The 22,683-nt window shown below is 64.3% G+C and carries 18 protein-coding genes; 9 read left to right on the forward strand and 9 right to left on the reverse strand.

Features of this window, described 5'->3' with window-relative positions:
- Positions 1 to 40 precede the first annotated feature (40 nt).
- Complete coding sequence (gene ccoG / locus PF66_RS10645) at positions 41 to 1,456, forward strand: cytochrome c oxidase accessory protein CcoG (RefSeq protein WP_054062645.1); 1,416 nt, start codon at positions 41 to 43, stop codon at positions 1,454 to 1,456.
- 177 nt (positions 1,457 to 1,633) lie between these two features.
- Positions 1,634 to 3,043, forward strand: a complete 1,410-nt coding sequence (gene mapR, locus PF66_RS10650) for a GntR family transcriptional regulator MpaR (protein ID WP_054062646.1) — start codon at positions 1,634 to 1,636, stop codon at positions 3,041 to 3,043.
- Positions 3,044 to 3,169: 126 nt separating this feature from the next.
- Here mapR and PF66_RS10655 read toward each other — a convergent pair whose 3' ends face one another.
- From PF66_RS10655 to PF66_RS10680, 6 genes are all read right to left on the reverse strand, one after another.
- Positions 3,170 to 3,916, reverse strand: a complete 747-nt coding sequence (locus PF66_RS10655; protein ID WP_054062647.1) for an SDR family oxidoreductase — start codon at positions 3,914 to 3,916, stop codon at positions 3,170 to 3,172.
- A 105-nt stretch (positions 3,917 to 4,021) separates the two neighbouring features.
- Positions 4,022 to 5,467: an efflux transporter outer membrane subunit gene (locus PF66_RS10660; RefSeq protein WP_054062648.1), complete on the reverse strand. Its 1,446-nt coding sequence runs from the start codon at positions 5,465 to 5,467 to the stop codon at positions 4,022 to 4,024.
- Positions 5,464 to 6,525, reverse strand: coding sequence for an HlyD family secretion protein (locus tag PF66_RS10665; protein ID WP_054062649.1), 1,062 nt, complete (start codon positions 6,523 to 6,525; stop codon positions 5,464 to 5,466). Before PF66_RS10665 ends, PF66_RS10660 begins: the two co-directional genes overlap by 4 nt.
- Before the next feature lie 25 nt (positions 6,526 to 6,550).
- Positions 6,551 to 8,092 carry an MFS transporter gene (locus PF66_RS10670; protein WP_054062650.1) on the reverse strand — a complete coding sequence of 514 codons (1,542 nt, stop codon included), beginning with the start codon at positions 8,090 to 8,092 and terminating at the stop codon, positions 6,551 to 6,553.
- 138 nt (positions 8,093 to 8,230) lie between these two features.
- The gene (locus PF66_RS10675; RefSeq protein WP_054062784.1) at positions 8,231 to 9,139 is read right to left on the reverse strand and encodes a LysR family transcriptional regulator; all 909 of its coding nucleotides are present in this window, start codon (positions 9,137 to 9,139) and stop codon (positions 8,231 to 8,233) included.
- A gap of 93 nt (positions 9,140 to 9,232) precedes the next feature.
- Complete coding sequence (locus tag PF66_RS10680; RefSeq protein ID WP_054060293.1) at positions 9,233 to 10,360, reverse strand: MFS transporter; 1,128 nt, start codon at positions 10,358 to 10,360, stop codon at positions 9,233 to 9,235.
- 354 nt (positions 10,361 to 10,714) lie between these two features.
- Between PF66_RS10680 and PF66_RS10685 the strand changes: the two genes are divergently transcribed.
- From PF66_RS10685 to PF66_RS10695, 3 genes are read left to right on the forward strand one after another with little or no spacing between them, the layout of a single operon-like run.
- Entirely contained in the window at positions 10,715 to 11,707 is a 993-nt protein-coding gene (locus PF66_RS10685; RefSeq protein ID WP_054060292.1) for an aliphatic sulfonate ABC transporter substrate-binding protein, read from the forward strand.
- 19 nt (positions 11,708 to 11,726) lie between these two features.
- The gene (locus PF66_RS10690; RefSeq protein WP_054060291.1) at positions 11,727 to 12,566 is read left to right on the forward strand and encodes an ABC transporter permease; all 840 of its coding nucleotides are present in this window, start codon (positions 11,727 to 11,729) and stop codon (positions 12,564 to 12,566) included.
- A 2-nt stretch (positions 12,567 to 12,568) separates the two neighbouring features.
- Positions 12,569 to 13,282, forward strand: coding sequence for an ABC transporter ATP-binding protein (locus PF66_RS10695; RefSeq protein WP_054062651.1), 714 nt, complete (start codon positions 12,569 to 12,571; stop codon positions 13,280 to 13,282).
- 1 nt (position 13,283) lies between these two features.
- Here the strand turns inward: PF66_RS10695 and PF66_RS10700 are convergent, their stop codons facing one another.
- A complete protein-coding gene (locus PF66_RS10700; RefSeq protein WP_054060289.1) occupies positions 13,284 to 14,927 on the reverse strand; it encodes an acetolactate synthase large subunit in 1,644 nt (547 codons plus the stop codon).
- 225 nt (positions 14,928 to 15,152) lie between these two features.
- Positions 15,153 to 16,325 carry a DUF1624 domain-containing protein gene (locus tag PF66_RS10705; RefSeq protein WP_054062652.1) on the reverse strand — a complete coding sequence of 391 codons (1,173 nt, stop codon included), beginning with the start codon at positions 16,323 to 16,325 and terminating at the stop codon, positions 15,153 to 15,155.
- A 283-nt stretch (positions 16,326 to 16,608) separates the two neighbouring features.
- On the opposite strand from PF66_RS10705, the gene mrdA reads away from it, so the two are divergent.
- The 3 genes from mrdA to PF66_RS10720 all read left to right on the forward strand — a co-directional run bounded on the left by mrdA (position 16,609) and on the right by PF66_RS10720 (position 20,228).
- Positions 16,609 to 18,501 carry a penicillin-binding protein 2 gene (mrdA, locus tag PF66_RS10710; protein WP_054062653.1) on the forward strand — a complete coding sequence of 631 codons (1,893 nt, stop codon included), beginning with the start codon at positions 16,609 to 16,611 and terminating at the stop codon, positions 18,499 to 18,501.
- A 279-nt stretch (positions 18,502 to 18,780) separates the two neighbouring features.
- Entirely contained in the window at positions 18,781 to 19,524 is a 744-nt protein-coding gene (locus PF66_RS10715) for a hypothetical protein (RefSeq protein ID WP_054062654.1), read from the forward strand.
- Entirely contained in the window at positions 19,524 to 20,228 is a 705-nt protein-coding gene (locus PF66_RS10720) for an ATP-binding cassette domain-containing protein (RefSeq protein ID WP_054062655.1), read from the forward strand. Before PF66_RS10715 ends, PF66_RS10720 begins: the two co-directional genes overlap by 1 nt.
- 30 nt (positions 20,229 to 20,258) lie before the next feature.
- Here PF66_RS10720 and PF66_RS10725 read toward each other — a convergent pair whose 3' ends face one another.
- The gene (locus PF66_RS10725; RefSeq protein WP_054062656.1) at positions 20,259 to 20,888 is read right to left on the reverse strand and encodes a LysE family translocator; all 630 of its coding nucleotides are present in this window, start codon (positions 20,886 to 20,888) and stop codon (positions 20,259 to 20,261) included.
- 168 nt (positions 20,889 to 21,056) lie between these two features.
- Between PF66_RS10725 and PF66_RS10730 the strand changes: the two genes are divergently transcribed.
- Positions 21,057 to 22,682 (forward strand): NADP-dependent glyceraldehyde-3-phosphate dehydrogenase, encoded by a 1,626-nt coding sequence (locus tag PF66_RS10730; RefSeq protein ID WP_054062657.1) that lies wholly within the window; start codon positions 21,057 to 21,059, stop codon positions 22,680 to 22,682.
- The last annotated feature ends 1 nt before the right edge of the window (position 22,683 follow it).

Consider the following 22,683-nt stretch of genomic DNA (forward strand, 5'->3'; position numbering starts at 1 on the left):
ATAGTGTCCTGGCCTGATGGAGGCTGACGAGCGACAGATCATGAGCGAAAGAATCCCCGTCCAGTTAGTTGACACCTTCGAGCCTTCGCGCCCCAACAAGATGAAGGCCAAGTCGAGCGACAACCTGATTCACACCCGCAGTTTCACCGGCCTGTTCCGCAGCCTGCGCATCAGCGGCGCGGGCTTTCTGTTCCTGCTGTTCTTCGGCACCGTCTGGTTGAACTGGGGCGGCCGCCAGGCGGTGCTCTGGGACCTGGCCAACAGCAAGTTCCATATCTTCGGCGCGACCTTCTGGCCGCAGGATTTCATCCTGCTCTCGGCCTTGCTGATCATCTGTGCCTTCGGCCTGTTCGCCATCACCGTGTTCGCCGGACGTGTCTGGTGCGGTTACACCTGCCCGCAGAGTTCCTGGACCTGGCTGTTCATGTGGTGCGAGAAAGTCACCGAGGGCGAGCGCAACCAGCGGATCAAGCTGCAGGCCGCGCCCTGGGGGCCGAACAAGCTGGCCCGGCGCGCCGCCAAGCACACCCTGTGGCTGGCGATCAGCCTGATCACCGGGCTGACCTTCGTCGGCTACTTCACCCCGATCCGCCCGCTGGTGCAGGAACTGCTGAGCCTGCAACTGGGCGGGGTCAGCCTGTTCTGGGTGCTGTTCTTCACCGGCGCCACCTACATCAACGCCGGCTGGCTGCGCGAGGCGGTGTGCATGCACATGTGCCCCTATGCGCGGTTCCAGAGCGTGATGTTCGACAAGGACACCCTGACCATCTCCTACGATGCTGCCCGCGGCGAGAACCGGGGCCCGCGCAAGCGCGAAGTGGCGCCGGCCAGCGTCGGCCTCGGCGACTGCATCGACTGCCGCATGTGCGTGCAGGTCTGCCCCACCGGCATCGACATCCGCGACGGCCTGCAGATGGAATGCATCGGCTGCGCCGCCTGCATCGACGCCTGCGACTCGATCATGGACAAGATGGGCTACGCCCGCGGCCTGGTCAGCTACACCTCCGAGCACCGGTTGCAGGGCGGCCGCACCCACCTGCTGCGGCCGCGCCTGGTCGGCTACAGCGCCGTGCTGCTGATCATGATCGGCGCGCTGGCAGTGGCGCTGGTGCAGCGGCCGATGGTCTCGCTGGATGTCAGCAAGGACCGTGGCCTGTTCCGCGAGAACAGCCTGGGGCAGATCGAGAACATCTACAGCCTCAAGGTCATCAACAAGACCCAGCAGCGCCAGCAGTACCGCCTGGAACTGATCGACGGCGACGGCTTCCAGCTGCAGGGTCGCACCGAACTGAGCCTGGCGGCCGGCGAGATCGCCGACTTCCCGGTCTCGGTGGCGATGACCACCGAGCGGGCGAAGAGCAGCTCCCAGGAGCTCGTCTTCCGCCTGGTCGACATCGATGAGCCAGGCGTCTACAGCGTGGCGAACAGCCGCTTCGTCGCCCCGATGAACCGCTGATGACCTAGAATCCCCGGGGCGCCAACCCCAGGGCCCGCGGGGAGTGTGGGACGCAACACTGTGGGAGCCGGCGGTCCGGCTCCCACAGGTTAGTGTCCCGACAGTTACAACAGCCAGCTCCAACAAGACAACCGAAAACCTGCCGTTGCGTGCCCGTATCCAATGAGCCAAGCCACCATGAAACGCTACGAAAAATTCGCCGACGACATCGCTGAACTGATCCGCTCCGGCGTCCTCGGCCCCGGCCAGCGGGTGCCGTCGGTCCGTTATGCCAGCCAGACCTACGGCGTCAGCCCGTCCACGGTGTTCCAGGCCTACTACCTGCTGGAACGCCGTGGGCTGATCCGGGCCCGGCCGCGCTCGGGCTACTTCGTCAACACCCATGCGCCCAGCCCGTTCTCGGAGCCGGTGATCAGCAGCCAGGTGCACGAGTCCACCGAGGTCGACGTCAGCGAACTGGTGTTCTCGGTGCTCGACTCGATCAAGGACCCGACCACCGTGCCCTTCGGCTCGGCCTTCCCCAGCCCGACGCTGTTCCCGCTGCAACGCCTGGCCCGTTCCCTGGCCAGCGCCAGCCGCGAGATGGACCCGCGCATGGTGGTCACCGACCTGTCACCGGGCAACCCGCAACTGCGCCGGCAGATCGCCCTGCGCTACATGGTCGGCGGGCTGATGCTGCCGATGGAGGAGCTGCTGATCACCAACGGCGCCCTGGAGGCGCTGAACCTGTGCCTGCAGGCGGTGACCGAACCCGGCGACCTGGTGGCCATCGAGGCCCCGGCGTTCTATGCCTGTCTGCAGGTGTTGGAGCGCCTGAAGCTCAAGGCCGTGGAGATCCCGGTGCACCCGCGTGACGGTATCGACCTCGGCGTGCTGGCGCAGAACCTCGAAAAGCATCCGATCAAGGCCGTGTGGTGCATGACCAGTTTCCAGAACCCGATGGGCGCGACCATGCCCGAGGCGAAGAAACAGGCACTGGTGGAGTTGCTGCGCGAGCACCAGGTGCCGCTGATCGAGGACGATGTCTACGCCGAGTTGTACTACGGGCAGCAGGCGCCCAAGCCGGCCAAGGCCTTCGACACCGAAGGGCTGGTGATGCACTGCGGTTCGTTCGCCAAGAGCCTGGCGCCCGGCTACCGCATCGGCTGGGTGTCGGCGGGGCGGTATGCGCAGAAGATCGAGCGGCTGAAGCTGATGACCTCGCTGTGCGCCTCGATGCCGGCCCAGGCGGCCATTGCCGACTACCTGCAGCACGGCGGCTACGACCGCCACCTGCGCCGCCTGCGCTATGCCCTGGAAGAACAGCAGAGTGCGATGCTCGCGGCGATCGCCCGCTATTTCCCGGCACAGACCCGGGTCAGCCAGCCGGCTGGCGGCTACTTCCTCTGGCTGGAGCTGCCGGAACAGATGGATTCGCTGAAGCTGTTCCAGATGGCGCTGGCCCAGGGCATCAGCATCGCACCGGGACCGATCTTCTCCCCGGCGCGGCGCTTTCGCAACTGCATCCGCCTGAACTACGGCAGCCCGTGGGATGAAACGTCGGAGAAGGCCATGGAGACCCTGGGGCGGATCGTGCGTTCGTTCTGAGCGGACCTATTCGCGGGCAAGCCCTGCTCCTACAGGCCGGAGTCGTACTCAGGATTACCAGACCCACTCTGTAGGAGCAGGGCTTGCCCGCGAATAGGCCGTCAAGCCTTGCGCCCGGTCATGAAATCAGCGCCCACCGGCGAGGTCGAGAAAGGTCCCGGTGGTGTAGGACGCCTTGTCCGAAAGCAGCCAGATGATGCCCTCGGCCACCTCTTCGGCACGCCCGCCGCGTCCCATGGGAATTCCCGGCTCCAGCTTGCTGACCCGGTCCGGGTCGCCGCTCAGCGCATGAAACTCGGTAAAGATGTACCCGGGACGCACGGCATTGACCCGGATCCCCTCCCCTGCCAGCTCCTTCGACAACCCCAGGGTAAAGGTGTCCAGTGCGCCCTTGGACGCCGCATAGTCGACATACTCGTTCGCCGAACCGAGCCGCGCCGCCGCCGACGACACGTTGACGATGCTGCCGCCCTGCCCGCCATGCCGTGTCGACATGCGCAGCACCGCGTGCTTGGCGCAGAGCATCGGCCCCAGCACGTTTGTCTTCAGGGTCTGCAGGATGCGGAACTCGGACATCTCGTCGACCCGCGACTTCTGCCCCACCGTCCCGGCATTGTTCACCAGTGCGGTGACCGGTCCGAGTTCGGCGTCGACCCGCTGGAACAGGTGGATCACCCCGTCCTCGTCGCTGACATCCGCGCGCACCGTGATCGCCTGGGCACCCAGCGCCCGTACCTGTTCCTGCACCCGGTGGGCCGCATCTTCGTCCCGCAGGTAGTTGATGCAGATGCGGTAGCCCTGCCGTGCCGCCAACAACGCCGTCGCCGCGCCGATACCACGGCTACCACCGGTGATGACGATGACTTTTTCCATGACACCCTTCCCCCGTCGCCTGGTCGCTCTGAACCTTCAGAATAACCGCGCAGCAGGAAGTTTGTGTAGCCACCCGGGCCGCCGGGAAGGCTGTCATCGGGAGCGTCACGGAATCGCGCGATCGGGCAGCGCCTGCTCCCAGCCACCGCCAAGGGCCCCGTACAGTCCGACCAGCGCCAGCGACACCGCCGCCGTGCTATCCACCAGCGCGTCCTCGTTGGCGAGCAAGGCGCCCTGCACCGTCAGCACGTTGAGAAAGTCCACGGTGCCCTGCTCGTACTGCTGGCGGGCACTGGCCAGGGCCAGGCGGCTCTGCTCCACCGCCTGGCGCAAACTGTCGCGCCGACGCTGCCCGGCCTGGTAGGCACTGAGCGCGTCGTCCACCTCATGCCAGGCATCCAGCACGGTCTGCCGGTAGCGCAAGGCGGCTTCCTGCTGGCGACTCTCGCGCAACTGTAACTGCCCTTGCAGGCGCCCACCCTCGAACAGCGGCACACTCAGGCTGGGCCCCACGGCCAGCGTATGCGAACCCCAACTGCCCAGGTCGGACAACTGCAGCGCCTGGAAGCCGAGGTTGCCGGAGAGGCTGATACGCGGGTAAAAGTCCGCCCGGGCCATGCCAATGGCCGCCGTGGCCGCATGCAGGTCGGCCTCGGCCCGACGGATGTCCGGGCGCCGTCGTGCCAGTTCGCTGGGCAGGCCGATCGGCACGCTGGCGGGTGGCACGGGAATCGCCGTCGCCGCCTGCAACTGCCCGGCCAGGGCCTGGGGTTCGAGCCCCATCAGGCGGCTGAGGGCATTGATCAACCGCGCTTCGCCCTGTTGCAGGGCCGGCAGTTGCGCCTCGATGGTGGCGACCTGCGCCGTGGCCTGGGCCACTTCCAGTTCGGTGGCCACGCCCTCGTCGCGACGCAGGTGCGTCAGGGCCCGGGTCCGTCGGGCAATCTCCAGGTTCTGCCGGGTCACCGCCTGCTCGTTCTGCAGCGCCCGCAGCTGGATATAATCGCGGGCGGTTTCGGCCAGGATCGCCACCAGCACGGCGCGGCGGTCCTCTTCGGCGACCTGCACATTGGCGTCGGCCGCCTCCACCGAACGTTTCACCCGCCCCCACAGATCGGCCTCCCAACTGATGCCCAGGCCGGTGCTCCAGAGGTTGTAGTCGTGCCGGCCGTTCTCGCCGGAAGGGTCGCTCAGGCCCCGACTGCTGTTGCGCGCGCGGCTGTAGCCGGCGGCGCCGTCGACCTTCGGCAGTTCATCGGCGGCGATACTGCGCCGTGCCGCGCGACTCTGCGCCAGTCGGCTGGCGGCCCGTTGCAGATCGAGATTGCCCGCCTGGACCTGGCGCATCAGCGCGGCCAGTTGAGGATCAGCGAAACCCTCCCACCAGGCGGCTTCGGTCGCCCCCTCAGCCGGCTGGCTGTGCCCGGGCTCGCCCTGTCGGGTGTGCCAACGCTCACCCAACTCAGGCTTCGGCGCCTCAAAGTCGGGGCCCAGCGTGCAACCCTGTACCAGCAGCGTGGTGATCAATAACCAGGGGAAATACCGGTTCATCGCAAGCTGACCTCACGCACGGCCGTCGAAGCGGTATCGATTCGCGCCTCCACCGACATGCCCGGCCGCAGGCGCTCAAGCAGCGGCTGCCCACGGTCGAGGACGATCTTCACCGGAATACGCTGAACCACCTTGGTGAAGTTGCCGCTGGCATTCTCCGGAGCGATCGCGGCAAAGGTCACGCCGGTGGCCGGGGCGATGCTCTCGACCTGGCCCGTCAGCGGCGTATCGGCAAAGGTGTCGACGGTGATACTCACCGATTGGCCGGGGCTGACATGGGTCATCTGGTTTTCGAGGAAGTTGCCCACGACATAGGCTGCGTTCACCGGCACCACGGCCAGCAGCACATCGCCAGGCTTGACATAGGCGCCCTGGCGCACACTGCGCCGCCCGACCACGCCGTCGAACGGCGCCACCAGCACGGTGTGCGCCAGGTCCAGTTCGGCCCGTGCCTGGCGTGCCTCGGCCTGCTGTACGGCCGCCTGGGCGGTATCGCGCCGGGCCAGCAGGACATCGGTCTGCTTGCGGGTCGCCTCCAGGGCCGCCCGGTGTTCGGCCAGCCGGGCCGCGGCGGTGCGCTGGCGGGTCTCGGCCTGCTGGGCATTCTGCAGGGTGCCGGCGCCCTGCCCGGCCAGGTGCTGGTAACGCTGCCACTCATGGGCGGCGAACTGCACATCGGCCTGATCGGAGTCGACCACCGCCCGCGCCTGCTCGATCAGCGCCTGCTGGCGCAGGAGGCTCGCCGCGGCATTGGCCAGCTGTGCCCGGGCACTGGCGACACCGGCGCGGGCCGCCGCCAGGTCGGCCTGGTAGTCCTGGTCATCGATGCGCACCAGCACCTGCCCCGCCTCTACCCGCTGGTTGTCACGCACCAGCACCTGGCCGATGAAGCCGGCGACTTTCGGTGCCACCAGGGTGTAGTCGGCGTTGACGTAGGCATCGTTGGTGCTCTGCACCGGGCCGCCGCCGAGCAGCAGGTACCAGAGTCCGTAAAGCAAGGCGCCGGCCAGGAGCACGGCGAGGATCAGCAGGGGTTTGCGTGAAATTGAAGTATTCATGGTCAGTGTCCGAAAAAGGGGGAGATCAGGCCGCGGCGCGCGGTGGGTAGATGCGCGTCGGCAGGATCGGGATCAACAGGATCAGCGCGATGGCGAGGCCCGCCACGCACAGGTAGAGGTCGGCGCTGGTCAGGGTCACCACCTGCTCGTGCAGCCGATGGGCCAGTTGCCCAGGCTCCACCGAGTCCGCCAGCCAGGGCTGGCTGCCCAGGCGGTCGACCAGGTGACTGGAGTGAAAGTGCTCGCGGCGCACCGTCAGGGTTTCCAGCAGGCTGCCCGCCGCCACTGCGGCAAAGCCCTTGACGGTGTTGAACCAGGCCGAGGCGAACGGCCCATCCGCCGGGGTGATGCTGCCGGTCGAGAGCATCAGCAATGGGATCACCGCCATCGGCTGGGCCACGATCTGAATGGCCTGCAACAGGTAGAAGTTCTCGCGGTTCCAGGCCACGGTGACCTGGGAGCCGATCACGCAGACCAATGCCAGCAGGAACAGCCCGGTGGCCAGCACCCAGCGGCAATCCACCACCCGGTTGTTACACAGCGCGACCACCAGCGGCAGCGCCAGCAGTTGCGGTACGGCGACCCAGAGCAGCACCGGCGCGGTCTGCAACGGCCGGTAGCCCTGGACCTGGGCCAGGTAGCTGGACGGGATCATGATCACCGCCAGCAGCACGAACAGCACGCCACCGAGGGTGACCAGCGCGTGGGTCAGGTTGCGGATGCCGAGCATCTGCAACTTGAAGAACGGCAGCGGGTGCGCCCATTCGTTGATAAAGAACAGCACCAGCAACAGCAATCCACCGCCGACCAGCACCCGGATAAGCTGCGCATCGAACCAGCCCAGGCGCTCGCCCTGCTGCAGGCCGAGCACCAGCATCACCAGGCCGGGAAAACCCAGCAGCAGCCCGCGCCAGTCGAACTGGCGCAAGCGTTCCAGGCGCAGCGGGTCCTGCGGTATGCCCCAGGCCACGCAGGCCATGGCCACCAGCCCGAGCGGGATGACCTGCCAGAACGCCCATTGCCAGCCAGCGTATTCCACCCACCAGGCGGCCAGGGGCGTGCCGAAGCTGGGGCCGAAAGTCGCGGTCAGGGCATAGCCGCCCAGGCCATAGAGCTTGATGCCCGGCGGCAGGAAGCGCAGCGCCACCGACATCAGCATCGGCGGCAAGGCGCCGCCGGCAAAGCCCTGAACCACGCGGATCAGCATCAGCACCTGGGTATTGGGTGCGAACGGCGCCAGCAGGGCCAGTACCAGCAAGCTGCCGATGGCGCAGAGGGTGAAGCGGCGCAGGGAAAAGGTCACGGCGCACCAGGGGGCAAAGGCCATGGCGCTGACCGACATCGCTGCGTAGGCCGCAATCAGCCAGGTACCCTGGTCGTAGCTCAGGCCCATGGCGCCGCGGATATCGGCCATCGCCACCTTGGTCACGTTTTCGTTGAAGCCCGAGGCCAGCACCGCCAGCAACACGCCGACCAGGCCGACGCCGATGCGCAGGCCCAAAGGTGTGGCGGCCGCTGCGGGCCTGGCTGCGGCCGCCAGCGGCAGGCTGGTTTGCAGGGCGGTCATGAGCCGGCCGTCCGGGCAGGCTCGGAGGGAAGAGACATCGCAAAAACTCCGGTTTCACTGGGAAATCCGAGTCTATGCAGGGCCTGAAGCTATAAAAATTGACAAATATCTACAAATGGATTGCGCCAGACGCAATGATTACGCCGGCGTAGCGTCGCACATGTCCTTCAGCGTGCGGCGCAACCAGCGATGGGCGTGGTCATTGTCCAGCCGGGGATGCCAGGCCTGGATCACCACGATGGTTTCCACCGGCACCGGCAATTCGAAAGTGCGCAGGGGCAGCCCCAGACTTATCAGGTTGCGCACCATTGGCCGCGGTATCGACGGCAGGATCAGGTCGGAGCCGGCCACGGCGAACATCGCCGCATGAAAGGTCGGCAGCACCAGGGAGACCCGCCGCCGCAGATTCAACTCGGCCAGCAGCGCATCGATCGGCCCACGCGCCCGGCCACGGCGCGACACGCTGATATGGTCGTAGCGGGCAAAGCGCTCGGCATCCAGTTCCTCGTCGAACAGCGGATGACCTGCCCGGGCGATACCGATCAGCGAAGTGTTGAACAGACGTTGCACCTTGATATCGGCACCGAACTTGCGAGGGGCACAGATCGCCAGGTCGATGCGCCCCTCGTTGAGCGCATCGTCGTCGGTATCGCCTTCCGGCACCATGCGCAGCGTGGCGTTGGGCATGTCCCGGGCCAGGCGTTCGAGCAACTGGTTGCCGAAAGCGCCGAAGAACATGTCGTTGGCCCGCACGCTGAAGGTCCGCTCCAGGGTCGTCAGGTCGGTTTCCTGGCCGGGGGCGAAGACCCCATGGGCCAGCTCCACCACGCCGCGCACCTGTTCGCGCAGCTCCAGCGCCCGCGGGGTCGGCGCCAGACCACGCCCGGAGCGGACCAGGATCGGGTCATTGAGGGCTTCGCGGATGCGCGTCAGCGTGCGACTCATGGCCGGGGCACTGAGGTTCATGCGCCGGGCGGCCGCGGTGACCGAGCCTTCTTCGAGCAGGATGTCGAGGGCTACCAGCAGATTCAGATCAGGTATTTGCATGGGCTGAGCATACCCGGCAGCCGCGTCGATCGCCACACCGGACTCTTGCGCAGGGTGCAATCATCAGGGGAACGGATGCAGCATTCGAACGACTCAATCAGCCTTGTAACGCGCGCAGGCCAGTGCACTGAGGGCAATGGCCAGGCCGGCCAGGGAATAGACCCAACTGGCCGAGGCGACCGGCAGCAGCACACCCGCCAGTAACGGGCCGACACCGGCACCGATGTCGCGCCATACCGCATTCGAGGCCAGGGCCTGGACACGCCCGGCGCCGGGATTGCGCTCGGCCACCAGGGTCACCACCAGCGGCAATTGCAGCGCCCGCAGGACCAGCACCGAACCGGCGCCGAGAATCAGCCAGTGGCTGCCGAAGGCTGCCAGGGCCAGACCGCTGAGAATCGAGAACAGCAACAGCATGCGTACCACGCCATAGCGGTCGGCCACCCGCCCGCCGAGGGGGCTGAGGAACATTTCCGAGACATAGCGCAAAGCCATCAGCCCGCCGGCGATCACCACCGCATCGCCACCGAGCACGGCACTGGCCTGCAGCGACAGGCCGAAGATGAACAGCCCGTCCAGCGCTACCCCTTCGACGAAGGACCAGAGCGCGACACTGTCCGGCCACTTGAAGCGTCGCCCGACCGGTGCCGCCAGCTCGTGCCCCTGGCTCGGCAGGCCGTGCGCCACCCACAGGCCGATCAATGAAGTGGCGCACAGCAGCAGGAAAATCAGCCGCGGGCCGATCTGCAGACTCAACCAGCCCCCCAGGGCCAGGGCGATCATCGGACCGATGGCGATGATCCCCCGCGAGCGCCCTGCCCGGCGTGCCGCGCCGGCAGGCTCGAGGGTCGCCAGCACCTGCGTCGACAGGTTCAACGCGGCAAACGACAGGCCCCAGCCCAGGCGCAACAGCAGCAGCCAGAAGAACCCTGAAATCAGCGAATTGCCCAGGGCGCACACGGCACTGACGGCCGCGGCCAGCATCAGGGTGGCGCGGTCGCCCTGGCGGGCGTAATAGCGCAGCACATGGCCGTAACCGAAGATCCGCACCAGCCGGTTGGCCGCCAGCAACACCCCGGCCTGGGCCAGGGTCACGCCAAAGGCCTGGGTGTTCATCGGCAGCAGCAGGTACAGCAGGACATCGCTGGGCAGACACAGTGCCAGGACAATCGCCGCACGGCGGGAGGCGGAGTCGGTCGAGTGAGCGGCCACGGCTGACATGAGGGCAGGATCTTCGCGTGGTGGAACAAGCCCGTCAGCATGCCGGGTCGAAACGATCGACCGCAACATTTTTTGAAACATGTTTGTCATGTTGCTGGAGCAACAGCCGTTCAACAAAGTGCATGCGAACAAACACCAGCGCCCCCCCGGCAGGAGCCGGATTGCCGGCAATAGCTATCGCGCTGGCACCCTCCTTTTCATTGGATCGTTCCCACACAGAGCGTCATCGTAGGCTCTTTGAGGGCAAGCCCTGCAGCTGGCATAGAGACTGCATTATTCCTTTTAAGCAGCTCATCATCACCATGACTGCTTAATTAAGAATAAGCCCTGCAGTCCCTCTCCCTGGAGCATTCGATGAAATCCCTCAACCCGATCACCAAGGCCGCCCGCCTTCTGGCCGCCGCCACGGCGCTGGTACTGGGCCTGCATCCGCTGGCGCAGGCCGCCGAAACCACCCCGGCCGAAGTCAAACTGGACTACGCCTATTACTCGCCGGTCAGCCTGGCATTGCGGCATTTCGGCTGGCTGGAGAAAGCCCTGCCGCAGACCAAGGTCACCTGGGTCCTGAGCCAGGGCAGCAACCGTTCCCTGGAATACCTCAACAGCGGTGGCGTCGACTTCGGCTCCTCAGCCAGCCTGGCTGCCGTACTCAGCCGGGCCAACGGCAGCCCGATCAAGTCGATCTATGTCTACAGTCGCGCCGAGTGGACCGCACTGCTGGTGCGCAAGGACTCGCCTTACCAGAGCCTCGCCGACCTCAGGGGCAAGAAGATCGCCGCCACCAAGGGCACCGACCCCTACCTGTTCACCCTGCGCGCCCTGCAGCAGGCCGGCCTGGGCAAGAACGACGTGGAACTGGTGCACCTGCAGCATCCCGATGGCCGCACCGCCCTGGAAAAAGGCGACGTCGACGCCTGGGCCGGGCTCGATCCGCACATGGCCGCCAGCGAACTCCAGGCCGGTTCGCGCCTGCTCTACCGCAATCCCGACTTCAACAGCTACGGGGTGATCAGCGTCACTGAGAAGTTTGCCAAGGAACATCCACAGACCATCGAAACCGTAATCGGCGCCTATGAAAAAGCCCGCGAGTGGGCCCTGCACAACCCTGACGAACTGGCCGGCCTGCTGGCCAGCGAATCCGGCCTGCCGTTGGATGTGGCCAAGCTGCAACTGTCGCGCACCGACCTGAAAAACGCCCGTCTCGGCCCTCAGGACCTGGTGGCCTCGAAAGCCGCCGCCCCGATCCTGGTATCCGAGGAGCTGGTTCGTCGTGGGGTGAATGTCGATCAGGTCATCGACCAGTTGATCGAAACCCGGTTCAACCCTGTCGCGGTCGCCCGCCAGTAAGCGCGTCCCGGGAGCCCCCATGAACGCCAAAAGCAAAGCCCTGCCTGCCGCCCTGGACACACCCGCCCCCGCCGCCGGCACCACGTCGGTCTGGCCTCGGCGACTCAAGGGGCTGGTGCTGCCGGTGCTGATCATCGCCCTGCTGGAGGGAGTGGTGCGCCTCGGGTGGGTGCCCGCGTATCAGATGCCGGCACCGAGCGATATCGTCCTGACCCTGCGCGATCTCGGTCAGGGAGCTCTGTGGAAACACATTGGCGCCAGCCTGCTGCGGGTGCTCAGCGGCTTCGCCATCGGTACCGGCCTGGCCCTGCTCTTCGCCGCCTGGGTCGGACTCAGCCGCGAAGCCGAAGCCTACCTGGAACCGACGTTCGCCGGACTGCGCTCGATCCCGAGCCTGGCCTGGGTGCCCCTGCTGCTGTTATGGCTGGGCATCGATGAAACCTCGAAGATCGTCCTGATCGCCATCGGCGCATTTTTCCCGGTGTACCTCAACGGTGTCGCGGCGATCCGCAATATTGACCGCAAACTGGTCGAGGTCGGACAGATGCTCGGCTTCAGCCGTTACCGGCTGGTGCGCCGAATCCTGCTGCCGGCGGCCCTGCCGGGGCTGTTCACCGGCCTGCGCAGCGGCATGAGTCTGGCGTGGATGTTCCTGGTGGCCGCCGAGTTGATCGCCGCAACCAAGGGCCTGGGTTACCTGCTCAGCGACGGCCGGGAAACCTCGCGCCCGGATATCGTGCTGGCGGCGATTATCGTTCTGGCCCTGCTCGGCAAACTCAGCGACGGCCTGCTGGCCGGCCTGGAAAAACGCTGGCTGTCCTGGCGCGACACTTTCAATGGCCAGGACCGGGAGTCTTGAACATGAGCGAAACACTGCTGGACCTCTACGTCGAACGCAAGGCGTTTGCCCAGACCACCGTGCTCAGGCAGGTCAGTCTGCAACTGCACGCAGGGGAAACCGTCAGCCTGCTGGGCCCCAGCGGCTGCGGCAAGAGCACGCTGCTGAGGATCGTCGCCGGGTTGGAAAAGGACTTCGAAGGTGAACTGAAACACACGACCTCGCCCATCGCTTTCGTCTTCCAGGAACCCCGCCTGATGCCCTGGCTGATGGTGGAGCAGAACATCGGCTTCAGTGAAGACGAGGGTTACGACCGCGCCTGGGTGACACAACTGATCGAGGAGGTCGGTCTGAGTGGTTTCGCCCAGGCCTTGCCCAAGCAACTGTCAGGCGGCATGGCGCAACGGGTGGCGATTGCACGCGGATTGTATTCGAAACCACGGGTGCTGCTGCTCGACGAGCCATTCAGCGCGGTCGACGCCTTTACCCGCATGAAGTTGCAGGATTTGCTCCTGCAACTGGCTCGGCGGCATGGCATCGCGCTGTTGCTGGTGACTCACGATGTCGACGAAGCGTTGTACCTGAGCGACCGGGTGCTGGTGATGGATAACCGCCCCAGCCGCATTCGCCAGGCCCTGGCGGTCGACCTGCCACATCCTCGCGATCGTCGCGATTCGCAGTTGGCCGACCTCAAGGCCCTGTCACTGACCGAATTGCACCGGGCTCATGTGATCTAGATCAGACCAGCAATGCGCGACGCTTGAGCTCGTTGTTGAGAATGAAGTCATTCTCCGAGTAGTCGATCGGGCAGTCGATCACGTGCACGCCCGGGGTCTTGATGCAGTGTTCGAGCAGCGGCAGCAGGCCCTCGGCGCTTTCCACGCGGTGGCCGTTGGCGCCATAGGCTTCGGCGTACTTGACGAAGTCCGGGTTGCCGTAGTCCAGGCCGAAATCGGTGAAGCCCATGTTCGCCTGCTTCCAGCGGATCATGCCGTAGCCGTCGTCACGCAGGATCACCACGGTGATGTGCATGCCCAGGCGTACCGCGGTTTCCAGCTCCTGGCTGTTCATCATGAAGCCGCCGTCGCCGCAGACCGAGATCACCGGACGGTCCGGGTGCACCAGGTGCGCCGCCATCGCCGAGGGCAGGCCGGCGCCCATGGTCGCCAGGGCGTTGTCCAGCAGCACGGTGTTGGGCTTGTGCGCCTTGTAGTTGCGGGCGAACCAGATCTTGTAGATGCCGTTGTCCAGCGCGACGATGCCTTCGGACGGCAGCACCCGGCGGATGTCGGCGACCAGGCGTTGCGGGTACACCGGGAAGCGGTTGTCGTCGGCGCCTTCGGCGATCTGCGCTTCGTTGGCCTCGCGAATCGCCATCAGGCGGCTGAAGTCCCAGTGCGGGTTGTCGCCCAGGGCTTCGCCGATCTGCCAGACGGCGTTGGCGATGTCGCCGATCACTTCGATCTGCGGGAAGTACACCGCATCGACTTCGGCGGAGCGGAAGTTGATGTGGATGACTTCGGTGCCGCCACGGACCATGAAGAACGGCGGCTTCTCGATCACGTCGTGGCCGATGTTGACGATCAGGTCGGCCGCTTCGACGGCGCGGTGGACGAAGTCGCCGGACGACAGCGCGGCGTTGCCGAGGAAACGCGGGTGACGCTCGTCGACCACGCCCTTGCCCATCTGGGTGGTGATGAACGGGATGCCGGTCTGGTCGATCAGTTGCTTGAGGACCTTGGCGGTCATCTTGCGGTTGGCACCGGCGCCGATCACCAGGATCGGGCTGCGGGCCTTCTGCAGTTTCTCCACGGCAGCTTCGACGGCCTTGTGCTCGGCCAGCGGGCGGCGGTGCAGGCTCGGCGGGATCGGCATCGAGTCGGTCTGCTCGGCGGCGATGTCTTCCGGCAGTTCCAGGTGCACGGCACCGGGTTTCTCTTCTTCAGCCAGGCGGAAGGCTTCGCGCATGCGCGCCGGGATGTTGTCGGCCGAGGCGAACTGGTGGGTGTACTTGGTGATCGGGTCCATCATGCCGCAGACGTCGATGATCTGGAACCGGCCCTGCTTGGACTTCTTGATCGGCTTCTGGCCGGTGATCATCATCATCGGCATGCCGCCCAGGTAGGCGTAGGCGCTGGCGGTCACCAGGTTGGTCGCGCCGGGGCCGAGGGTCGACAGGCTGACGCCGGTCTTGCCGGTCAGGCGGCCGTAGGTGGCGGCCATGAAGCCGGCGGACTGCTCGTGGCGGGTCAGGACCAGCTTGATCGGCGACTTGCGCAGCGATTCCAGCAGGTCGAGGTTTTCCTCGCCAGGAATGCCGAACACATACTCGACACCTTCGTTTTCCAGGCATTGCACAACGACATCGGCGGCCTTGGCCATTTATCTACCTCAATCTCGACAAGCGCTTTCGCGCGTCTTGCAGTTGTTGTCAGGGGACGGACCCGGTTTTTCACGCAGGCGGTGCCACAGTAACATCGCTCTGGCCACTCTGGACCAACGCAGAGCGCACAAAACCTTCGACTTTGCGCCGTTCGACGAAGTCACGGATAAAGGCGGCTGCGGCCTTGCGACGAATTGGCACAGCCATGGCCCACCCTGCACGCCTCAGAAGTACTTGAGCCAGGCGATATCCCGCCGCCGCTGCTTGAGCCGGGCGAACCAGCGGGTCGGGAAGAACAGCGCGAAGCCCAGCAGCAGGCTCAGCAGCCAGACGCTGGAGAGTTGGCTGAACGCATAGACCCCACCCTCGGTCGCGCCCCAGAAGGCAAAGGCCGGCAGGTACATCGCCTTCAGCACATACAGGTGCAACAGGTAGAAGAACATTGGCGCCCCGCCATAGATCGCCAGGATCGCCACCACCTTGCGTTGCTGCAACTGCTCGAACAGGGCCAGCAGCAACAGGCCGACGCCCAGGGTCGGCAGCAGGAACATCAGCGACGGTGGATACTTCTTCGCACTCAGGAAACTCATGATCGTGCGCAGGCTATCGCCGGTGTGCACCCAGGGTGCGTCGCCATAAACGTTCAGGTAGCGGATCAGCACGAAGGCCAGCAGCAGGCCACCGCCGAGTTTCAGCAGGCGGGCACGACGCACCGCCGACTCGACGCCGCTGGCGAACCAGGGACCGATACTCCAGCCGAGCAGGATCACGCCGATCCACGGCAGTACCGGGTAGGTGGTCCGGGCACGGGTGTACTCGGTGAGCTGGATGAAGACCTTCTGGTGCAGCACCGACCAGGGGATGAAGAACGGCGACTCGGGCCCCAGCACTATGCCATCAAGCAGATTGTGCCCGCCGACGATCACCAGCCCGAGCCATACCAGCCAGGCCCGCCGCAGGTGCAGCAGGCCGGCCAGCACGATCATGCAGATGCCGATGCACCAGATCACCTGCAGCCACAGGGTCTTGGGTGGGAACTCGCCGTTCCAGGCGAAGCAGACCAGGGTCAGCTCCAGCAGCACCAGGAAGACGCCGCGCTTGAGCAGGAAGATCGACGTCTCGCGGGCGCTGTGTTTCTGGCTGTAGAGAAACGCCGACAGACCGGTGAGGAAGATGAACACCGGGGCACAGAGGGTGGCGAGCAGGCGGGTGAAGAACAGGTCCGGCGCGACCGTCAGCGCATCGACTGGGTCGCTGACCTGGCGGTGCATGAAAAAAGTTTCACGAACATGATCGAGCACCATGCACAGCATGACAAAGCCACGCAGCGCATCGATGGCACAGAGACGGAGGTTGGGACCGGCCGATGAGGCGAACGGCCCGGAAGTGGGCGTCATATCGATAGCTTACGGAGAGGGATGAGGCGGCAGAATCTAATTTCGATACGATATAACATCAATAAAAGAAACATCTTGAAACGTTTGTACCGTGGTTTAACCGAAGGGATTGCAGGCTCGAACCGCCCCGCCCTCGCCGCCTTTTGGCGGATGCTGCGGCAATAACGTCCCTAAATCCGGTGCTTCTTGCTATCTTGTGCGCCGTTTTAAATAGCCAGCTATGCATTTTCCCTATTAGCCGCCGCCTTCATAGTCATTTTCCTTTGCACGAGACAGGTTCCGCATGTCCGATCCCATTCATCTCAAGGATCACGAGACCGAAAAACGCCTGGTCAACAAGCGCCTGATCGCCTGCGGGCTGCTGGTGCTGGGCCTGGCCGGCGCCCTCGTGGGCCGCCTGTACTTCCTCCAGGTCGTCGAGTTCAGCTACAACTCCACCGTGTCGGAAAACAACCGCGTTCACGTGCTGCCGATTCCACCGGAGCGCGGGATCATTTTCGACCGCAACGGCGAAGTGCTGGCCGACAACCAGCCCAGCTTCAACATGACGCTGACCCGTGAGCGCGCCGGCAATGTCGCCCAGGTGCTGGACACGGTGATGAACGTGCTCAACCTGCCGGAAGAAGACCGGGCGATGTTCGCCAAGGCGCTCAAGCAGTCACGCCATCCGTTCGAGCCGGTGACCCTGCTCTACGAACTGACCGAACAGCAGATCGCCCTGCTGGCGGTGAACGAATTCAAGCTGCCGGGGATCGAGGTCGAGCCGCAGTTCGTCCGGCATTACCCGCTGGGCGACCACTTCGCCCACTCGGTGGGGTATGTCGGGCGGATCAACGAGAAGGAAATCAAGCAGCTCGACCCGGTGGAGTACCGCGGCACCCAGTCCATCGGCAAGACCGGCATCGAGCGCTTCTACGAGAGCGAACTGCATGGCCATGTCGGCTACGAGGAAGTCGAGACCAACGCCCAGGGCCGGGTGATGCGGGTGCTCAGGCACACCGATCCGATTCCCGGCAAGAACATCGTCCTGAGCCTGGACATCAAGCTGCAGGAAGCTGCGGAAAACGCCCTGGGCGACCGCCGCGGCTCGGTGGTGGCCATCGATCCGAAGACCGGCGAAGTGCTGGCGATGGTCAGCAAGCCGAGCTTCGACCCCAACCTGTTCGTCACCGGCATCCGCGCCAGGGACTACTCGGCCCTGCGCGACTCCATCGACCGCCCGCTGTTCAACCGCGCCCTGCGCGGGCTCTATGCGCCGGGCTCGACGATCAAGCCGGAAGTGGCGATCGCCGGCCTCGACAGCGGCGTGATCTCGCCGACGACACGGGTGTTCGACCCCGGCTACTTCCAACTGCCGAACGTCGAGCACAAATACCGTAACTGGAACCACAGCGGTGACGGCTGGGTCGACCTCAACGCGGCGATCATGCGCTCCAACGACACCTACTTCTATGACCTGGCCAACAAGCTCGGCATCGACCGCCTGCATGAGTACCTGGACAAGTTCGGCCTCGGCCAGAAGGTCTCCCTGGACATGTTCGAGGAATCCCCCGGCCTGATGCCGTCCCGCGAGTGGAAACGCGCCACTCGCCGCCAGGCCTGGTTCCCGGGCGAGACGGTGATCCTCGGCATCGGCCAGGGCTACATGCAGGTCACCCCGCTGCAACTGGCCCAGGCCACCACCCTGATCGCCAACAAGGGCGTGTGGAACCGCCCGCACCTGGCCAAGACGATCGGCCAGGAGGCGCCGGTGGACGAGCATCCGATTCCGAACCTGGTGCTGCGCGATCCGCGGGAGTGGGAACAGGTCAACTACGCCATGCAACTGGTGATGCACGACCCTCGCGGCATCGCCCGGGCGGCGGCGCAGGGTGCGCAATACCGCATCGCCGGCAAGAGTGGTACCGCGCAGGTGGTGGCGATCAAGCAGGGCGAGCGCTACGACCGCCTCAAGACCGCCGAGCGTCACCGCGACAACGCCCTGTTCGTCGGCTTCGCCCCGGCGGAGGATCCGCAGATCGTGATTTCGGTGATGATCGAGAACGGCGAGGCCGGCGGCCGCGTCGCCGGCCCCGTGGTACGCGAGATCCTCGACGCCTGGCTGCTGGACAAGGACGGCAAGCTCAAGCCGCAGTATGCGCACCCGCTCAAGGCGCATGAGGATCCGAAGGTCTGAGGCAATAAGTCCATCCTACCGCTCCATTTTCCAGTTCAGGCCAGTGGAGCGGTAATCTCAAACCGACAATTGAAGATCTCCTTTTCTCTTGAAGGAAGTCTCTTACAACAACGTCCCCATCCCCTCTTATTCCATCTTGAAAACGACAGAGCTTGACGAAATCCTATCCACCTGAAGAAAAACTCCATAAAGAAAATTCCCACAGAAAGAACCTCCTGAGTGGCAGCACCTCCTCCCAGCCACTATAGATAGTGTCCCCACCACTCAGGATGCAGCCACATGAAAGCCTGTACCGCCTATCGTGCAGGAAACTTGGCCCTGCTATTCATCAAGGAACAACTCAAGGAGCCCATAGCGCTCTTCTGGATCATCATTTCCCCCTGTGCAGCCTTTTACCTGCTGGTACTGTTCAAGGGAGAAAGCCTTGCCTTTTCCCATGACTATATCCAGCGCACCGCCTGGTTCTACGCCTACGTCGCCTCAAATGTCGCCCTATTCGGCTTTTCCTTCTACATCATTGGCCGTCGGGAGAGCGGGTTCATCCGCTCATTCGTCTACAACCGTAAAGCAAGGCTGGTTTTCCTCATTGCCCAGAACTTGGCCTACCTGACCATTGCAACCATCTATTGCGCCACCTTTTATCTGAGCACGCGCCTGCCTTTCGAATCCTACTCAATCCGCGAATTCAGTCTTATCCTGATAAGATTCCAGGTCAATTACCTGTTCTTCTGCTCACTAGGAGTTTTGTTAGCGCTACTGCCCATCAACTTCCAGAACGCCAATACTCTGTTATCGGCGGTGTCGCTGGTCATGCTGGTACTTGGCCTGTCACGCGGTGTTTCCGAGAACTCCATGCTTGCAGCGCTCAACACCAGCAATCCCTTGTGGCATGCATCGCAACTGATGGCGCTGGGGCTCAACCAGCAATATGAGTGGGTGCTGCTGTCTATCGTCCTGTTTACCGTCAGCATGGCAATCAGCGTCAAGCTGCTCCGCATCAACCCTGTATGGAGCCGGTACTGATGAACTCCCTGCAAGCCAATCTCCTGTCCTTCAACTATGAGAACAAGGTCATTTTCAAGGAGGCTTCACTCACGGCAGAAGCCGGGGCGATTACCGGCCTGCTCGGCTCGAACGGCTCAGGGAAAACCACCTTCTTCGACATCATCTGCAAACTGAGAAAACCCGCCAGAGGCAAGGTGATCAATACCTTCGCCAAGCAGCTCTATCTCTCACAGATACTCACAACGCCTCCCGCCCTGCGCATGTTCGACATATTCAGGATGACCAACCTGCTGTGCTCATCCAAACAGATCTCCCAGGCACAGGTGTTGAGCAGGCTTTCATCATGGAGCCCGAGCATCACGGAACGCTATCAGGAGATCTGGAAGAAGAAGTCATCGCTATGCAGTTATGGAGAAAAACGCTGGTTCTTCACCCTTTCTTTACTGTCGATAGAGGCTGACCTGATCATTCTTGATGAGCCAACAGCGGGTGTAGACCCGGAGTTCAGGCACTACATTTGGCAGTGCCTGCATGGTGCGGCTCAGAGTGGGAAGGCCATTCTGGTTTCGTCGCACAACGTCAATGAGATCGCCGAACACTGTGACTGTTTCTACATGATCAGTCATAAGCAGTTCAGGCGCTTTGCCGATGGGCAATCATTTCGTGACAGCTACAGCGCCCGTACGCTCGATGAGGCATTCATCAACGCCGCGGCTTGCTGAGAAGACCACTCGATCCAACGGCCTGGCTCGTCAGGCCGTACTCCCCCGCCGATAAAACGCCAACACCCCACCCAGGGTCATCAGCAGTCCACCGGTCACCCGGTTGAACGCCCGCAGGTGCCCGCCCTGCAAGCGACTGAGCAAGCGGGCCCCGCACAGCGCGTAAAACAGCATGATGCTGACATTGAGCAGCGTCAGCACCACGGCCAGCGCCGCGTACTGCGGCAGTTGCGGCTGCGTGCTGTCGATGAACTGCGGCAGGAAGGCCGACATGAACAGCAAGGCCTTGGGGTTGGTCAGGGCCACCACGAAGCAGCGCACGAACAACCCGACGCTGCGACTGGAGCCCTGCTCCACCGGCAGTTCGGCCAGGGTTGCGCTCGAACGCAGCATTTTCCAGCCGAGCCACACCAGGTAGCCCGCCCCCACCCATTTCACCGCCTGGAACAGCGTCTCGCTGGCCTGCAGGAGGATGCCCAGGCCACAGGCCACCGCCGTGACCAGCAAGGCATCGGCCAGCACCGCCCCGCCCATGCCCCAGGCCGCCGCCCGTACGCCGTGGTTGGAGCCGTTATGCAGGGCGAGCAGGACCGTCGGGCCCGGCATGGCGATGATCGCCGCCGCACTGATCAGGAACAGAAGCAACGTTGCCAGCGTCATAAATGAAGATCGCCTTGAAAAGAAAAAAGAGTGCCATTTTGCGGCCTGCGCCCCTGCCCTTCAACCGACCTGTCGTTTGTAGTGGACGGGACTAAGATGTTTCGTGATAAAACACCAGCATGCACTGAAGCGTTTCAGCGTCCTTCCCATCAGACAGGGTATTGCCTCATGACCGATCAGAAGCTGCTCGACTCACTGTTTCCCACCGCCGCGGACATTCCGGAAAAGTACCGGCTCGACGGCCAACTGGAACAACGCGAATACCTGGTGGACGGCGCCCTGCGTACCTGGAGCGGCCCACTGGCGCAAGTGCGCAGCCCGGTGTATCTGGCCGGCCCCGACGGCGACGAGCAGGTGATCCTCGGCAGCACCCCGCTGCTGGACGCTGAAACCGCCCTCACCGCCCTCGATGCGGCGGTCCGCGCCTACGACCGTGGCCAGGGCCAATGGCCGACCCTGCGCGTGGCCGAACGCATCCAGCATGTCGAAGCCTTCCTGCGGCGCATGCGCGAACAGCGCGAGGCGGTGGTCAAGTTGCTGATGTGGGAGATCGGCAAGAACCTCAAGGACTCGGAAAAAGAGTTCGACCGCACCTGCGACTATATCGTCGACACCATCAACGCCCTCAAGGAGCTGGACCGCCGCTCCAGCCGCTTCGAGCTGGAACAGGACACCCTCGGCCAGATCCGCCGCGCGCCCATGGGCGTGGCGCTGTGCATGGGCCCCTACAACTACCCGCTGAACGAGACCTTCACCACGCTGATCCCGGCACTGATCATGGGCAACACCGTGGTGTTCAAGCCGGCCAAGCTCGGCGTGCTCCTGATCCGCCCGTTGCTGGAAGCCTTCCGCGACAGCTTCCCGGCCGGGGTGATCAATGTGATCTACGGCAGCGGCCGGGAAACCGTCAGCGCGCTGATGGCCAGCGGCAAGATCGACATCTTCGCCTTCATCGGCACCAACAAGGCCGCCAGCGACCTGAAGAAACTGCACCCGCGCCCCCACCGCCTGCGCGCGGCCCTGGGCCTGGACGCGAAGAACCCGGGGATCGTGCTGCCGGAGGTGGACCTGGACAACGCGGTCAACGAATCGGTGACCGGCTCGCTGTCGTTCAACGGCCAGCGCTGCACCGCGCTGAAGATCCTGTTCGTCCACGAGGACGTGGTCGAGGCCTTCATCGAGAAATTCAATCGCAAGGTGCAGAGCCTGTTGCCCGGCATGCCCTGGGACCATGGCGTGGCACTGACGCCGCTGCCGGAAGCGAGCAAGGTCGACTATCTCAACGGCCTGGTGGCCGATGCGGTCGCCAAGGGCGCGCGGGTGGTCAATCCCGGCGGCGGCCAGACCCGTGCCTCGTTCTTCTACCCGGCGGTGCTGTACCCGGTGAACGCGCAGATGCGCGTGTACCAGGAGGAACAGTTCGGCCCGGTGGTGCCGATCGTGCCCTATCGCGACCTGGAGACAGTGATCGACTACGTGCTGGAATCGGACTTCGGCCAGCAACTGAGCATCTTCGGTACCCACTCGGCCCAGGTCGGGCGGCTGGTGGACACCTTCGCCAACCAGGTCGGGCGGATCAATATCAATGCCCAGTGCCAGCGCGGCCCGGACACCTACCCGTTCAACGGCCGCAAGAACTCCGCCGAGGGCACTCTCTCGGTTCACGACGCGCTACGGGTGTTCTCGATCCGCACGCTGGTGGCGACCAAGTTCCAGGAAAGCAACAAGGCGCTGATCAGCGACATCATCCGTAATCGCGAGTCGAGTTTCCTGACCACCGACTACATCTTCTGAG

Source organism: Pseudomonas asplenii, from assembly GCF_001293465.1.
Taxonomy (GTDB): domain Bacteria; phylum Pseudomonadota; class Gammaproteobacteria; order Pseudomonadales; family Pseudomonadaceae; genus Aquipseudomonas; species Aquipseudomonas fuscovaginae_B.

Coding starts and splice junctions, on each gene's coding strand:
- ccoG (WP_054062645.1), top strand. CDS start 41: ATGAGCGAAAGAATCCCCGTCCAGTTAGTTGACACCTTCGAGCCTTCG.
- mapR (WP_054062646.1), top strand. CDS start 1,634: ATGAAACGCTACGAAAAATTCGCCGACGACATCGCTGAACTGATCCGC.
- PF66_RS10655 (WP_054062647.1), bottom strand. CDS start 3,916: ATGGAAAAAGTCATCGTCATCACCGGTGGTAGCCGTGGTATCGGCGCG.
- PF66_RS10660 (WP_054062648.1), bottom strand. CDS start 5,467: ATGAACCGGTATTTCCCCTGGTTATTGATCACCACGCTGCTGGTACAG.
- PF66_RS10665 (WP_054062649.1), bottom strand. CDS start 6,525: ATGAATACTTCAATTTCACGCAAACCCCTGCTGATCCTCGCCGTGCTC.
- PF66_RS10670 (WP_054062650.1), bottom strand. CDS start 8,092: ATGACCGCCCTGCAAACCAGCCTGCCGCTGGCGGCCGCAGCCAGGCCC.
- PF66_RS10675 (WP_054062784.1), bottom strand. CDS start 9,139: ATGCAAATACCTGATCTGAATCTGCTGGTAGCCCTCGACATCCTGCTC.
- PF66_RS10680 (WP_054060293.1), bottom strand. CDS start 10,360: ATGTCAGCCGTGGCCGCTCACTCGACCGACTCCGCCTCCCGCCGTGCG.
- PF66_RS10685 (WP_054060292.1), top strand. CDS start 10,715: ATGAAATCCCTCAACCCGATCACCAAGGCCGCCCGCCTTCTGGCCGCC.
- PF66_RS10690 (WP_054060291.1), top strand. CDS start 11,727: ATGAACGCCAAAAGCAAAGCCCTGCCTGCCGCCCTGGACACACCCGCC.
- PF66_RS10695 (WP_054062651.1), top strand. CDS start 12,569: ATGAGCGAAACACTGCTGGACCTCTACGTCGAACGCAAGGCGTTTGCC.
- PF66_RS10700 (WP_054060289.1), bottom strand. CDS start 14,927: ATGGCCAAGGCCGCCGATGTCGTTGTGCAATGCCTGGAAAACGAAGGT.
- PF66_RS10705 (WP_054062652.1), bottom strand. CDS start 16,325: ATGACGCCCACTTCCGGGCCGTTCGCCTCATCGGCCGGTCCCAACCTC.
- mrdA (WP_054062653.1), top strand. CDS start 16,609: ATGTCCGATCCCATTCATCTCAAGGATCACGAGACCGAAAAACGCCTG.
- PF66_RS10715 (WP_054062654.1), top strand. CDS start 18,781: ATGAAAGCCTGTACCGCCTATCGTGCAGGAAACTTGGCCCTGCTATTC.
- PF66_RS10720 (WP_054062655.1), top strand. CDS start 19,524: ATGAACTCCCTGCAAGCCAATCTCCTGTCCTTCAACTATGAGAACAAG.
- PF66_RS10725 (WP_054062656.1), bottom strand. CDS start 20,888: ATGACGCTGGCAACGTTGCTTCTGTTCCTGATCAGTGCGGCGGCGATC.
- PF66_RS10730 (WP_054062657.1), top strand. CDS start 21,057: ATGACCGATCAGAAGCTGCTCGACTCACTGTTTCCCACCGCCGCGGAC.